Below are 14,305 nucleotides of genomic sequence, written 5' to 3' on the forward strand. Positions count from 1 at the left end.
TTTATTTATTTGAATATAAAGTGTTTTTAGTCGTTATGGCGGCGTTGGTCTCTGTTGCTGAATGCTGAGAACAATACCGCTATTGTGAACATCGTTTATATTACGTTTAAACTCGTGGGATTTACAGTAACCCTTTCAAGGTCAACGTTTTACGCGTGGCGATATTTAAGTCGTAGGTGCCAAGATCTTCCGCTTTAACCCAGGCGAAGTCCTGGAACTCTTCGTTAATGTTCACTTCACGATTAGCCGCCACACAATCGAAGATGAGATAAATCATATAAATCTCTTCCTGACTGCCATCGGCATAGGTTTTGGTCCGAATATCATCGCTGAAGGTCCACGGAGTAATTTCTGATAATACCAGTTGTTCACCCAACTCTTCCCTCACTTCCCGACGCAAAGCCTCTTCGATGCGCTCACCTGGCTCAACGCCGCCGCCAGACAGCGCCCACTGACCAGGGAAAACACCGCGATCGTCGGCCATTTTGCACAGTAAAAAACAGCCTTCATTTTGAATGAGTGGGCAAACAATCGTTCTTTGACGCATAAGTCTGTTCCTTGTAGGGGAGGGGCGGAGGAGTCCATTGTTAACACATCTTACCTTTTGCAGGCGACAGAAAAAACGCTTCATTGCCGTTTAAGCCAGCTTTGCCGGGGAAGATGACGTTGTCTGTTGAAAACGGCAATCAGGTGCCTTTTATCGTCTATTTCGGGTAAGAACTTAACCTTACTGAAACATTGCGGGTAGTATTTAGTTACAATATGTCATTGCATCGCTTTTTTAGCTCATTGATTCCTCGCCATCTGGCAGTACAATCCAGCGGTTTTGGGGCTATGTTTTGATTCTTGCTGGAAAGGATAGAAAATGAAAAAAAGTTTATTACTGGGTTTTGCCGGAATGCTGTTTGTTTCTGCGTCGGCGAATGCGATTAGCATTAGCGGTCAGGCAGGCGAAGATTACACCAACCTCGGTTTCGGTATGGGTACTGAGTCCACTGGACTGGCTGTTAGCGGCAACTGGATGCATAACGATGACGACGGTGATGTTGCAGGGCTTGGCCTTGGTCTGAATATCCCTCTGGGTCCGTTGCTGGCAACAGTCGGTGGGAAAGGTATCTATACCAACCCGAAAGACGGTGATGAAGGCTACGCGGCAGCTGTCGGTGGTGGTTTACAGTGGCCGATTGGCGACAGTTTCCGTCTGTTTGGTGAATACTACTACTCCCCGGATTCACTCTCCAGCGGGATCGACAGCTACGAAGAAGCAAATGCCGGTGCGCGCCTGACGATTATGCGTCCGCTGAGCATTGAAGCAGGTTACCGTTACCTGAATCTGGCGGGTAAAGATGGCAACCGCGATAACGCGATTGCTGACGGCCCATACATCGGGGTAAACGCCAGTTTCTAATCGACCAGGCGCGGCGTTCAGTCGCGCCTTCCCCCCTCCATGCGTTATAGTGTTTTCATCATAAAAGCAGGAGAACACGATGTTAAACGTGGAGATGCTATCCACCGGGGATGAAGTGTTGCACGGACAAATCGTCGACACTAATGCCGCCTGGCTGGCCGATTTTTTCTTTAATCAGGGATTACCGTTAACACGCCGCAATACAGTTGGCGACAATCTGAACGATTTGGTCGCTATTCTGCGTGAGCGTAGCGAACATGCTGATGTGCTGATCGTCAATGGCGGCTTAGGGCCGACCAGCGATGATTTGAGCGCACTGGCGGCGGCAACCGCAAAAGGTGAAGGGCTGGTGCTGCATGAAGCGTGGCTGGCCGAAATGGCGCGTTTTTTCCGTGAGCGGGGACGCGTCATGGCGCCGAGCAATCGCAAACAGGCTGAGCTTCCGGCCAGTGCGGAGTTTATTAATAATCCGGTCGGAACTGCCTGCGGGTTCGCCGTAAAGCTTAATCGCTGCCTGATGTTCTTTACGCCGGGTGTGCCGTCAGAATTTAAAGTCATGGTTGAACATGAGATCCTGCCGCGCCTGCGAGAGCGTTTCTCTCTCTCTCAACCCCCGCTATGCCTGCGCTTAACGACCTTTGGTCGTTCTGAAAGCGATCTGGCGCAGAGCCTGGATCCTTTGGTTTTACCGCCCGGGGTGACAATGGGCTATCGCTCGTCGATGCCGATTATCGAGCTGAAGTTAACCGGACCCGATTCCCAACGTGAAGCGATGCTGGCGCTATGGCCAGAGGTGAAACGCGTTGCTGGCCAGAATATGATTTTTGAAGGTACCGAAGGGTTACCTGCGCAAATTGCCCGTAAGCTCCAGGAGCGCCAGTACAGTCTGACGCTGAGCGAGCAATTTACCGGAGGCTTAATTGCCCTGCAGCTGTCTCGCGCCAGTGCCCCGTTGTTAGCGAGCGAGGTAGTGCCATCTCAGGAAGAAACGCTGGCGCAAACGGCGCACTGGATAACCGAGCGACGCGGCAACCATTATGCCGAACTGGCGCTGGCGGTATCGGGTTTCGAAAACGAACATATTAACTTCGCACTGGCAACACCTGACGGCACGCATGCCTTGCGGGTGCGACTCAATGCAAATCGCTATAGTTTGGCTGTTCGTCAGGAGGTTTGCGCAATGATGGCGCTTAATATGCTGCGGCGTTGGCTAAATGGTCAGGATATCGCCGGGGAACACGGCTGGATCGATGTGGTGGAATTCCTGACGGTTTGATTAGCGGCAGGGAAGGTTACAAACCTTCCCTGTCTGACTCACGCTGTGACATCGTCTGGCAATAACCCGGTAATTAACTGAACCAAATCACGATCAATCCCTTGTTCCAGCATCATGCGAGCGATCCGTATTGCTTCTTCTTGCGTACCTTTTTGTACTCCTTGTTCCAATCCTTGTTGTAACCCTTGTTGCAGCCCATCGTGGTGGCCTTCTTGTCTGAGTCTCTCTGCGATTGTCATCAGCCTCTCCTTGTTATGAGGGGAACGTTCGGCAACTTTATGGATAAATTCGTTGACGTGAGAAACGTCGCCGTACTGTAGCAGATAATTAAATAGCGTCTGTAGCTGGCTGTCATTAGCGGTGCTTGTAACTAATAACGAGACCAGTCGGTCCACTAATCCCATCAAATCGCGATCGCGGATATGTTTTTGCATCAATTCAAGCAACGCAACACGCCGATGTTGCGCGATTTCATCGTCAGGAATCACGGTAATGTCGACCAGCGGAAAAGCTTCTGAATAAAGTTGTCGCGCCAGTTGTGGGTTGTCAAATTCATCCAGCCAGTTGAGTGACCAGGGATAGGGACTTTGTTGACCGTGATAAAACAACATGGGGATCACCAGCGGCAGCGTTTTATTCCCGGTATCAAGATGATGCTGCATCGCAGCGGTGGCATAGCGCATCAGGCGGAATGCCATGTGCTGCACAGCTGTACTCTGATGTTCGATGACACAATAGATATAGCCATCACCTTCGTGGGTCTTTAGCGACCACAATATGTCGGAGTAGTACGCGCGGAGATCCTGTTCGATAAAACTGGTGGACTCCAGCTTCAGCGTTTGCAAATTGCAAATCTCACGTAATGTGACGGGGAGGTGAATCTCCAGAAAATCCCGGGCCATCTCAGGATAAGAAATGATCTTTTTAAAAACCGCATCATGCGGTGTGGATGTGGTGGGTTTAGCCATGGTAGTCCGTCACCAGAAAGAGAAGATGGCGTGACGGTATCCACTTTTCGCAAGTGCTGTATATGAGAAATTGATTCTTTGCGTGGGTGAATCAGAGATAAATACGCCCGACTGCAACGTATTCAAATAAACGGAACTGGATGCACAAAAATGCCCGGTAGCAAACACCACCGGGCAACTGAGTTACCCCAACGCTTTGGCAAGCAGGGTGATAGGATGTTCGCAACGCTTACTTGTCGACATCTCAATCTGCCATTTACACGTTTCGCAGTCGGTCACGACGATATCCGCGCCGCTTTCTTCAATCTGGCGGAATAGCGGTGCGCCAATTGACTGTGACGTCGGATAGTTTTCCTTTTTGAATCCGTAAGTTCCGGCGATCCCGCAGCACTGTGAATCCAGCACGGTCAGTTCAAGTCCCGGAATTTGTCGCAGCAGTTCCAGCGTATAGAGTGTCCAGCCCATTTTCTCCATATGACATGGTGTGTGATAGACCACTTTTAGCGGCAACGTTTTCAGCGGCAACGTTTTCCCTTCGTCCAGCTTGCGCCACAGCCAGCGTGTAGCCAGTTCAATATGTTCGCGTAGCCCTGAGTTGTCGACATCCAGCACTTCAGGGTATTCATCGCGTAGCGCAAAGGTACAGGTTGAAGAGGTGGCAATAACCGGGATGCCTTTTCCGTCAATCGCTTCTCGCAGTGAAGCCACATTACTTACCGCCTGCTTACGTGCTTTATCGGTGAAACCGTTGGCGATCAGTGGTACGCCACAGCATTTCTCTTTACTCAGCAGTTGTACGCCAGTACCCATCGCGTTCAGCACTTTTATCAGATCTTTACCGAGTTGCGGATGGTTGTAGTTCACAAAGCAACCGTGGAAAAATGCAACTTGATCCTGATACTGCGCCTGCTGTGCGGCTATGCTGCGATACCAGCGGCGGAAGGTACCGAAGGAGTACTTCGGCAGCGTACGGCGATGATCGATTTTTAGTGCATAATCAAGAAGCTGGCGCACCGGTTTCAGTGAAGTCGCGGTGTTCACGATGGGTGCGAACGGCGTAGAAACACTGCCCATCAAATCGGTATGGCTTAAGACAAAGTTACGTATCGACGGACGTGTCGTGTCGTATTTGGCACGCGCGCGCTGGATGATATCGCCAATTTTGACATCCGAAGGGCAGGCCACTTCACAGCGTTTGCAGTTGATGCAATATTTCAGCGCATCGTCATATAACGCACCATCTTTCAAACGCAGACGTTCACCGTCAGGGCCGGCTTGTTTAGGGCCAGGGTAACCTGGGTTGACACGGCTTACCGGGCAGGCAGTGGTGCACACTGTGCATTTGATACAACTTTCAAAACGTGTGTCGCTCATTGCTGGCCTCCTGCACGTTTCGCAATATGATGTGCGGCGTGTAAAGCGCTCACTGCGCACACTCCGCCTCCGCAACCCTGGGCGATAGGGTCAAAACCGCCAAGTACCGATCCGATGGCAAACATATTCTCTACTGTTTTTCCTGCAAGCGATGGACGCAGTTCAGCATCGGTGGTTACGCCAAACTGTTGCCACGGTTGCGGATCAAAGACGTCACGCTGATACCACTGCGCACGTGTGGCGGTTTGGTGCACATCCAGACCGAGAATCGGCTCATGAACGGCTTCGCGCGTGGCGACCAGTCCGCTGCTAAAGAAACTACCGCTGGCGAGTACGGCGAAGCGTGGGCGCAATGGAATATCGGCATGGTTGCGGGTCCAGATTTCGCTGACAACGCCATCCTGACAGGTGATTTTTTTCACTTCATCACCGGGCATCCACACTCCACCCTGGCGTACAAACTGGCGCTGCAATTTGTTATGCAGGCGCATGCCCAGCACTGACGGCGGTAAAGTTGGTAATAACATCAGTGAGCAGGGCAGGCGGTCATTGAGCCACTTCCATAGCCGATCGTCAGCCAGGCCGAAACAGGCTGGCATAATTATCATGTCGCAGGTTTTCGCGATTGGTAACAGGGCGTCATAGAGCAGCGACCATTTATCTTCGTTATCTAACAGACGTGCAATGTTGACGGCGCGAAATTCGGTTGGGTTATCACGCAGGACATCCAGTTCTGGCAAATCGATTTCAGCCGTTTCGACGCTGAGGTTACGCTGGCGCAGTGAGGCCGCGGCAAGGTGCGCCTGGAAATCCAGTAAGCCGCTAATTCCCACCACACAGACATGTTGTGCTGATAACGGCCAGACCGGCACTTCCGCTGAACTAAGCCAGGTTGAACGCAGGGTTCCCAACGGTGTTACACGTTGATGAGCCTGATGAACCTTACCGTGCAAATGCGTTCCGCACTCTTCCAGCAGATTCTGCGCCTGCTGCGCCAGCGCCAGTACGGTCTGCGTGCCGATGGTGCTATAAGGATGACCAGGTGCCTGAGTACGCAGCGCATTCAGCCCCGCTTCAATGTCGGTTACCAGTTGACCATCGGGCAGGTTGCTGAGCAAATCCAGTGAGCCGGAGGAAAAGTGCAGCGCGCTTTGGCCGCGGGTAACAATCGTACAGCGCAACCCGCTTTTTTGCAGTTGTAGGCCACACATCAGCCCGGCGAGACCGCCGCCGATAATGACGGTATCAAATTTCATCCTGGTGCTCCTTTTCCAGACCGCACAATCCCTGATAGACCCAACGCGTGAATTCGCTTTCGCGCAGCGCATCTCCCCACGCGATAGGCTGCACGCCTTTCCAGCGTTCGTTGAGGAATTCAGAAAGCTGGGTGATAGATTGTGCGGCGGTGGTGACATTAAAACGTTGTAGCAAACCTGCAGCGCGGCAGGCACACAATTCGCCCTGACAGGTCCCCATCCCGACGCGGGTGCGACGACGTAAATCGAGCAAACTGTTGACGGTTAAATTTTCAACGGCATATTGCACTTCACCTGCGGTGACGGCTTCACATTCACAGACCAGGCTGCGGTGCTGACGGCCTTCGCTAAGCCACGCCGGGGTGCGGTCGCCATGGCGGTAGACCGCCGAGCCGCGCAGTGGCGCTGGCAAAGAGATAACGCGTTTAAGCGTGTGTTCGGTCGACTCCTGTGAGCCTGGCAGAGCTGTCTCTGCGGTTGTACAAGGGCGAGAATTGCCCAGTTTGCGGCATACTGCGTCGGTGGCCCATTCCGCCATCAGGCGGTAGGTCATCAGTTTGCCACCGGTAATGGTGATAAATCCGTCCAGTCCGTCGCGCGTTGCGTGATCGAATAACACAATACCGCGGCTGACGTTACGACCGGTCGGATCGTCGTCGCTGGCCACCAGCGGACGCACACCGGAGTAAGCACGCAGGATGCGAGTTTTCGCCATAATTGGTGCCAGCTTCTCACCCTCACGCAGCAGAATATCCACCTCTTCTGCGGTGACGCGGTTGCTGTCGATATCGTCGTAATCAATGTGTTGTGAGGTTGTACCGATCAGCGAAATGGTATCGCCAGGCACCAGAATATCGGCATCAGATGGCTTACGGCAGCGGTTGATAACATGCTGATTTATGCGATGATCCATGATCAACAGAGAACCTTTCGCCGGGAACATACGGATGCTCAGATCGGCATATTCCGCAATGCGCTGACCCCAGATCCCGGCGGCATTCACGACCACCGGCGCATGCAGAGATTGCATCTCGCCCGTCAGATGGTTGCGTACGTTTACCCCGCACACCGTCGCACCTTCACGAATCAGCCCCGTCACTTCATGGGCCGTTAAGATAATCGCACCGTGCTCTCGTGCATCCAGCATGTTGGCGGCGGTTAAGCGGAAAGGATCAACGGTACCGTCTGGTACTTTCACTGCGCCAATCAGTTGTGGGTTTACCGAAGGTTCGATAATACGCGCCTGTTGTGGATCAATCGCTTCTGCGCGGATGCCCGCGTCTTCACAGGCACGAATAAAGGTTGCCTGGAAAGAGAGTTCATCTTCCGGCAGCGTAATAAACAGACCGTCCGTCGGCTCAACACAATGGCGGGCGATACGTTTCAGAATTTGGTTTTCGCTAATGCATTCGCGGGCAGATTCAGCGTCAGTAACGGCGTAACGTGCTCCGCTGTGCAGCAGACCGTGGTTACGGCCCGTCGCGCCTGTCGCGATATCGTGGCGTTCTACTAAGATGACGCGCAATCCGCGCAGGGCACAGTCGCGTGCGATCCCTGCACCTGTTGCTCCTCCACCAATGATAATCACGTCACTTGTTTGCGAGTCGCGAGTTTTCATTGTTTTTCCTCACAGTTCGTTTTTTATCATTTAGCCACATAAAAAACATGGATTGTTTGATTTCGCGCATAATCGCTCATAATTCGAAAATGAAACGTGATTCCGTGCGCTTTTATGAACATTTGTCATAAATGTGTAACAATCTGTGCTGTAATTCACATTATTGCCCGGAATGTTTCCTTAACATCGCGGCCACACTGGGAGCGGTAGGGTTGTTACGGCAATCTGCAGTGTTTCCTTCGAATGAAAGACGGCCACGGAGGCTACTATATATGTTGAGCATTTTTAAACCTGCGCCACACAAAGCGCGTTTAGCTGCAGCGGAGATCGATCCGACTTATCGTCGATTGCGCTGGCAGATTTTCCTGGGAATATTTTTCGGTTATGCCGCGTACTATCTGGTACGTAAGAACTTTGCTCTGGCCATGCCGTATCTGGTTGAGCAGGGTTTCTCGCGTGGCGATCTGGGTTTTGCGTTGTCCGGTATCTCCATTGCATACGGATTTTCGAAATTCATCATGGGGTCCGTCTCAGATCGCTCGAATCCGCGCGTTTTCCTGCCCGCGGGTCTGATTCTGGCTGCTGCGGTGATGCTGTTCATGGGCTTCGTGCCGTGGGCGACATCCAGCATTGCAGTCATGTTTGTGCTGCTGTTCCTCTGCGGTTGGTTCCAGGGGATGGGGTGGCCGCCGTGTGGTCGTACTATGGTGCACTGGTGGTCGCAGAAAGAGCGTGGCGGTATCGTTTCTGTCTGGAACTGTGCGCATAACGTAGGTGGCGGTCTGCCTCCGCTGCTGTTCCTGCTGGGTATGGCCTGGTTTAACGACTGGAAAGCGGCGCTGTACATGCCTGCCTTTGGTGCGATAGTCGTTGCGCTGTTTGCTTTTGCGATGATGCGTGATACGCCGCAGTCCTGTGGCCTGCCGCCTATCGAAGAGTACAAGAACGACTATCCGGATGATTACAACGAAAAAGCGGAAGAAGAGCTGACTGCCAAGCAGATCTTCATGCAATACGTACTGCCGAACAAACTGTTGTGGTACATCGCTATCGCCAACGTGTTTGTGTATCTGCTGCGCTACGGCATCCTCGACTGGTCGCCGACTTACCTGAAAGAAGTGAAGCATTTTGCACTGGATAAATCATCCTGGGCCTACTTCCTGTATGAATATGCGGGGATTCCTGGCACGCTGCTGTGTGGCTGGATGTCGGATAAAGTCTTCCGTGGTAACCGTGGTGCCACCGGCGTGTTCTTTATGACGCTGGTTACCATCGCGACGGTCGTTTACTGGATGAACCCGGCAGGTAATCCGAACGTGGATATGGCTTGTATGATTATCATCGGCTTCCTGATCTACGGCCCGGTCATGTTGATCGGTCTGCATGCGCTGGAACTGGCACCGAAAAAAGCGGCGGGGACGGCGGCAGGCTTCACTGGACTGTTCGGCTACCTGGGCGGTTCTGTCGCGGCGAGCGCCATTGTCGGCTACACCGTCGACTTCTTCGGTTGGGACGGCGGCTTTATGGTGATGATTGGCGGTAGCGTGCTGGCGGTGATTCTGCTGGTAGTCGTCATGATTGGTGAAAAACGCCATCATGAAGAGATGCTGCTCAAGCGTAACGGGGGCTAATAGATGAAAACCACATTGAAAAGTCTTAGCGTGGCGCTGATGCTGGCAGGTATGGTTGTGAGCAGTGCGGCGGTTGCCGCAGATAAAATTGTCATTGCGCACCGTGGCGCCAGCGGATATTTACCGGAGCATACGTTACCTGCGAAAGCGATGGCTTATGCTCAGGGCGCGGATTTTCTGGAGCAGGATTTGGTGATGACTAAAGACGACCATCTGGTCGTCCTGCATGACCACTATCTTGACCGCGTCACCGATGTTGCTGATCGCTTCCCGGATCGTGCGCGTAAAGATGGGCGTTACTATGCCATCGACTTTACGCTGGATGAGATCAAATCGCTGAAATTTACCGAAGGTTTCGATATCGAAAATGGCAAAAAGGTACAGACATATCCAGGGCGTTTCCCGATGGGTAAATCTGATTTCCGTGTGCACACTTTCGAAGAAGAAATTGAATTTGTTCAGGGATTAAATCATTCAACCGGCAAAAATATCGGTATTTACCCGGAAATGAAAGCGCCGTGGTTCCATCACCAGGAAGGGAAGGATATCGCCGCTAAGACGCTGGAAGTGCTGAAAAAGTACGGGTACACCAGTAAACAAGACAATGTCTATCTGCAGTGCTTTGATGTTGCGGAGTTAAAACGCATTAAGAATGAACTGGAACCGAAGATGGGGATGGATCTCAATCTGGTGCAGTTGATTGCGTACACTGACTGGAATGAAACTCAGGAGAAAAAGCCAGACGGCAGTTGGGTGAATTACAACTACGACTGGATGTTTAAACCGGGTGCCATGAAGCAGGTTGCGCAGTATGCGGACGGCATTGGGCCGGACTACCATATGCTGGTTGATGAGAAGTCCAGTAAGGGCAACATCTCATTGACGGGTATGGTACAGGACGCGCACCAGAACAAGATGGTGGTGCATCCTTATACTGTTCGTGCCGATCAGTTGCCGGATTATGCAACGGATGTAAACCAGCTGTATGACGTGTTGTACAACAAGGCGGGCGTTGACGGGCTGTTCACCGACTTTCCCGACAAAGCGGTGAAATTCCTGCATAAAGAGTAAGGGCAGAAGGCCTGCGATGAACGTATTCCCGCAGGCCTTATTTGTGAAGCGTGAGCAGATTGCTAGATGAGGCCGTCAGCAGTCAACGATTCCATATATGCCTGCAGTAGAAATAAAGGGCTGCCGTCTACCGGCGGCTCTTTTGCCAATAACGATATTTGTCGATAAAACGTTGGCTCCAGCGCCACTGAGCGAATTTCCCCGCCAACCGCCTTCAGCGTGAGTTCCGGTAATAATGCAATCCCCAGCCCCTGGCGAATAAAGCTCATTGCGGTATCCGGGTGGTTAAATTCGTATTTAATAATTGGCTCAATCCCTTTTTCTTTAAACAACGTCATGATGCTTAATTCATAGCGACCTTTACTGATAATCAGCGGTTCTCCCATCAGTTCTTCCAGCGAAATAGTGGTGTTGGCTGCCAGTGGGTGGCTTTCGGGGACCACTACGGTAAATTTATCGCGGTAGACCGGTACGCAGTACATGCCATTGACCGGGAAATGCACAAATCCAGCATTGATATCCCCGCTGCGCAGGGAATCAACGATCGCCGGGCTGTTCTCTTCGAAGGGGATAATTTTGATGTGCGGATGCTGCTGTTCAAAGTGGCGGATAATGCCAGGTAAAATGCAGGCGCAGGCGCTGGGAAAACAGCCGATACGCAGGGTTCGGGCTGGGTTTTGTCGTTCCTGCTCGGCAATTTCTTTCACCGCGTTGGTTTCTGACACGATGGCTCGCAGGCGTGGCACGATCCGGTGTCCCGCCGGGGTGAGCCTGATGTCTTTGCGGCGTTCGCGGATTAAAATATCAACGCCCAGCTCTTCCTCTAGTGCTGAAATTGCCTGACTCACGGCGGACTGGGTCATGTACAGCCGCTTGCTGGCTTCGGTAAAACCGCCGTACTCGAGCACGGCAAGCAAAGCGTGGATCTGTGTTAGTGTCATTAGTTCCTTCTAATTAATAATATTAAAACGATTAATTTCTCTAATATCATGAGCCTATTTATACTGGCGTTCTGGTGTTTAACTCACATTTTGACGCACTTGTCCGTCGTTCAGTTGTGCTGAGCGTTGCCTGCGTGCGCCGTCTGGACAAGGTTGTCGAATATGAAAGAAAAACTGTGGACGAAGGATTTCTGGGCAATAACGATTATCAGCTTTATTATCTTTTTTGTTTTTTATGTCCTGCTGACCCTGCTTCCGATCTATATTTCGGATCGCCTGCATGCTACTCCTGATAAGGCCGGTTTATTAGTCACGTTCTTTTTGGGCTCTGCCATTCTTGTTCGTCCTTTTGCCGGGCAGTGGGTGGGGAAATATTCGAATAAAACGATTCTGGTGCTCTCTTCTCTGGCCTTTTTGGTGGTCACTGCGCTGTATCCGGTTTGCCATTCAATTGAATCACTCCTGCTGATTCGGGTGCTTCATGGTGTAACGTTTGGCGTTATAACCACGGTAAAAGGAACGATTTCCGCGCGGTTGATACCGGCCTCCCGACGTGGGGAGGGCATCAGTTTTTTCTCTTTAGCCATGGGACTGGCAATGGTTGTGGGGCCATGGGTAGGGCTGAACATGGCGCGCTGGGAAGCCTATACTGCTGCATTCTGGTTGTGCACGGTTGTGGCGGCGTTGGGGATTGTGCTGTCACTGATTGTCGCCGTACCGCCAGTGATTTGTCACGCTGATGGTTCCAAACCGAATCTGGGCTTTGCCGCCATGTTTGATCGCGCCGCGCTGCCTTTCGCACTGGTGACGTTTTTCATGACCTTCTCTTACGCAGGCGTTTCCGCCTTCCTGGCACTGTATGCCCGCGAATTGGATTTGATGGCAGCCGCCAGTAATTTCCTGCTGTGCTACGCTATTTGCCTGATGGTCTGCCGAACCTTTACCGGCAATATCTGTGATAGAAAAGGGCCGAAATACGTGGTTTATCCGTGCTTACTGGCCTTCACCGTTGGGCTGGTAGCGCTGGGCTATACCAACGGCAGCATCATGATGATTATTGCCGGAGGATTAATTGGTATTGGTTATGGCTCAGTGACGCCGGTATTTCAGACACAAATTATTAGTTCAGTGGAACCGCACAAAATTGGTGTTGCCAATTCGCTGTTTTTCAATGCAATGGACGCGGGAATGGCGATTGGTGCGTTCATTATGGGGATGATGGTTGAAGGCGTGGGGTATCGGGCGATTTACCTGGTCGGGGCTTTGCTGGTGGTGCTGGCCGGGGCGTTGTATATCATGCAGATGAAAAAACGCCCAGACGTGGTATTGGTCTCCACGCATGAAGTCCACTAAGCACTACATTTCAATCTCAATATCCCCGTTTGCCCGGCAACAGCAGGGCAATATCTCACCCGGCTGAATAAAGGCCAGAGGTTCTGCAATCCAGTCAACCTGTCCCGCCACCAGGCGGGTACGGCAGGAACCGCAGTAACCTTCACGGCACTGATACTCGACTTCGATGTTGTGCGATTCGAGCGCGGCGAGCAGGGAAGGATGTTCATCCTGGCACAGCAGTTGTGTGCCAGAGATGCGCAGAGTAACGCGCCCCATCAGAGCTGGAAATTACTCAGGTCGTCGGTATCAACTTCGGCGTCGATTTGGCCGACCAGGTAAGAGCTGACTTCGACTTCCTGCGGTGCAACCTGGACGTTATCGGATACCAGCCAGGTATTGATCCACGGGATCGGGTTAGAGCGTGTCTGGAATGGCAAGTCAAGGCCAACAGCCTGCATACGGATATTGGTGATGTACTCAACGTACTGGCACAGGATATCTTTGTTCAGACCGATCATCGAACCGTCACGGAACAGATAATCCGCCCACTCTTTTTCCTGCAGCGCGGCCTGTACAAACAGGTCATAGCACTCTTGTTTACACTCTTCGGCGATTTCCGCCATTTCCGGATCGTCCACGCCGCTGCGCAACAGGTTCAGCATATGCTGGGTGCCGGTCAGATGCAGGGCTTCATCACGGGCAATCAGACGAATGATTTTTGCATTACCTTCCATCAGTTCGCGTTCTGCAAAAGCGAAAGAGCAGGCAAAGCTGACGTAGAAGCGAATCGCTTCCAGCGCGTTAACGCTCATCAGGCACAGATACAGTTTTTTCTTCAGTTCACGCAGGTTGACGACAACCGTTTTACCATTGACTGTATGGGTGCCTTCGCCCAGCAGATGCCAGTAGCTGGTCATCTCGATCAACTCATCGTAGTAGCTGGAAATGCCTTCCGCGCGTTTCTGGATCTGTTCGTTGGTGACGATATCGTCGAACACCACCGCAGGATCGTTCACGATGTTACGAATGATGTGGGTGTAGGAGCGGGAATGGATCGTTTCAGAAAACGCCCACGTTTCCACCCAGGTTTCCAGCTCAGGGATAGAAATCAGCGGCAGCAGCGCCACGTTCGGGCTACGTCCCTGAATAGAGTCCAGCAGCGTCTGATACTTCAGGTTGCTGATGAAGATATGTTTTTCATGTTCCGGCAGTGCCTGGAAGTCAATGCGGTCACGTGAAACGTCGACTTCTTCCGGACGCCAGAAGAAAGAGAGCTGCTTTTCGATCAGTTTTTCGAAGATGTCATATTTTTGCTGATCGTAGCGGGCGACGTTCACCGGCTGGCCGAAAAACATCGGTTCCAGGAGCTGGTCATTTTTCGTCTGTGAAAAAGTGGTGTATGCCATTGATGTGAATCCTTTGTGGGA

At 51.9% G+C, this 14,305-nt stretch carries 13 protein-coding genes; 5 read left to right on the top strand and 8 right to left on the bottom strand.

Annotated features, from left to right (window positions below; all coding sequences use genetic code 11):
- Positions 1–121: 121 nt before the first annotated feature.
- Positions 122–547, bottom strand: a complete 426-nt coding sequence (gene nudI, locus HV041_RS04260; protein WP_048211091.1) for a nucleoside triphosphatase NudI — start codon at positions 545–547, stop codon at positions 122–124.
- Positions 548–865: 318 nt separating this feature from the next.
- Between nudI and HV041_RS04265 the strand changes: the two genes are divergently transcribed.
- Both HV041_RS04265 and HV041_RS04270 read left to right on the top strand, forming a co-directional pair.
- Positions 866–1,408 carry a YfaZ family protein gene (locus HV041_RS04265; RefSeq protein ID WP_048211092.1) on the top strand — a complete coding sequence of 181 codons (543 nt, stop codon included), beginning with the start codon at positions 866–868 and terminating at the stop codon, positions 1,406–1,408.
- 79 nt (positions 1,409–1,487) lie between these two features.
- Positions 1,488–2,684, top strand: a complete 1,197-nt coding sequence (locus HV041_RS04270; RefSeq protein WP_048211093.1) for a nicotinamide mononucleotide deamidase-related protein YfaY — start codon at positions 1,488–1,490, stop codon at positions 2,682–2,684.
- Between the two features lie 38 nt (positions 2,685–2,722).
- Here the strand turns inward: HV041_RS04270 and HV041_RS04275 are convergent, their stop codons facing one another.
- From HV041_RS04275 to glpA, 4 genes are all read right to left on the bottom strand, one after another.
- Positions 2,723–3,652, bottom strand: a complete 930-nt coding sequence (locus HV041_RS04275; RefSeq protein ID WP_121584844.1) for an Rpn family recombination-promoting nuclease/putative transposase — start codon at positions 3,650–3,652, stop codon at positions 2,723–2,725.
- Between the two features lie 183 nt (positions 3,653–3,835).
- Positions 3,836–5,026 carry an anaerobic glycerol-3-phosphate dehydrogenase subunit GlpC gene (gene glpC / locus HV041_RS04280; RefSeq protein ID WP_048211095.1) on the bottom strand — a complete coding sequence of 397 codons (1,191 nt, stop codon included), beginning with the start codon at positions 5,024–5,026 and terminating at the stop codon, positions 3,836–3,838.
- Positions 5,023–6,282 carry a glycerol-3-phosphate dehydrogenase subunit GlpB gene (gene glpB / locus HV041_RS04285; protein WP_121584843.1) on the bottom strand — a complete coding sequence of 420 codons (1,260 nt, stop codon included), beginning with the start codon at positions 6,280–6,282 and terminating at the stop codon, positions 5,023–5,025. Before glpB ends, glpC begins: the two co-directional genes overlap by 4 nt.
- Positions 6,272–7,900: an anaerobic glycerol-3-phosphate dehydrogenase subunit A gene (gene glpA, locus HV041_RS04290; protein ID WP_048211097.1), complete on the bottom strand. Its 1,629-nt coding sequence runs from the start codon at positions 7,898–7,900 to the stop codon at positions 6,272–6,274. Before glpA ends, glpB begins: the two co-directional genes overlap by 11 nt.
- Positions 7,901–8,172: 272 nt before the next feature.
- Here glpA and glpT point away from each other — a divergent pair, with 272 nt between their 5' ends.
- Together glpT and glpQ are read left to right on the top strand one after the other, a co-directional pair.
- Positions 8,173–9,531: a glycerol-3-phosphate transporter gene (gene glpT / locus HV041_RS04295; RefSeq protein ID WP_115643141.1), complete on the top strand. Its 1,359-nt coding sequence runs from the start codon at positions 8,173–8,175 to the stop codon at positions 9,529–9,531.
- 3 nt (positions 9,532–9,534) lie between these two features.
- Positions 9,535–10,602, top strand: a complete 1,068-nt coding sequence (glpQ, locus tag HV041_RS04300; RefSeq protein WP_121584842.1) for a glycerophosphodiester phosphodiesterase — start codon at positions 9,535–9,537, stop codon at positions 10,600–10,602.
- Between the two features lie 62 nt (positions 10,603–10,664).
- On the opposite strand, the gene HV041_RS04305 is transcribed toward glpQ, so the two are convergent.
- The gene (locus HV041_RS04305; RefSeq protein ID WP_101741533.1) at positions 10,665–11,543 is read right to left on the bottom strand and encodes a LysR family transcriptional regulator; all 879 of its coding nucleotides are present in this window, start codon (positions 11,541–11,543) and stop codon (positions 10,665–10,667) included.
- A gap of 162 nt (positions 11,544–11,705) precedes the next feature.
- On the opposite strand from HV041_RS04305, the gene HV041_RS04310 reads away from it, so the two are divergent.
- Positions 11,706–12,896, top strand: coding sequence for an MFS transporter (locus HV041_RS04310; protein ID WP_121584841.1), 1,191 nt, complete (start codon positions 11,706–11,708; stop codon positions 12,894–12,896).
- A gap of 3 nt (positions 12,897–12,899) precedes the next feature.
- Here HV041_RS04310 and yfaE read toward each other — a convergent pair whose 3' ends face one another.
- Positions 12,900–13,154, bottom strand: coding sequence for a ferredoxin-like diferric-tyrosyl radical cofactor maintenance protein YfaE (gene yfaE / locus HV041_RS04315; protein WP_061068202.1), 255 nt, complete (start codon positions 13,152–13,154; stop codon positions 12,900–12,902).
- A complete protein-coding gene (gene nrdB / locus HV041_RS04320; protein WP_003834668.1) occupies positions 13,154–14,284 on the bottom strand; it encodes a class Ia ribonucleoside-diphosphate reductase subunit beta in 1,131 nt (376 codons plus the stop codon). The genes yfaE and nrdB overlap by 1 nt, the downstream gene beginning before the upstream one ends.
- Between the last annotated feature and the right edge of the window lie 21 nt (positions 14,285–14,305).

It is taken from the genome of Citrobacter sp. RHBSTW-00029, assembly GCF_014104295.1.
Lineage (GTDB): Bacteria > Pseudomonadota > Gammaproteobacteria > Enterobacterales > Enterobacteriaceae > Citrobacter > Citrobacter youngae.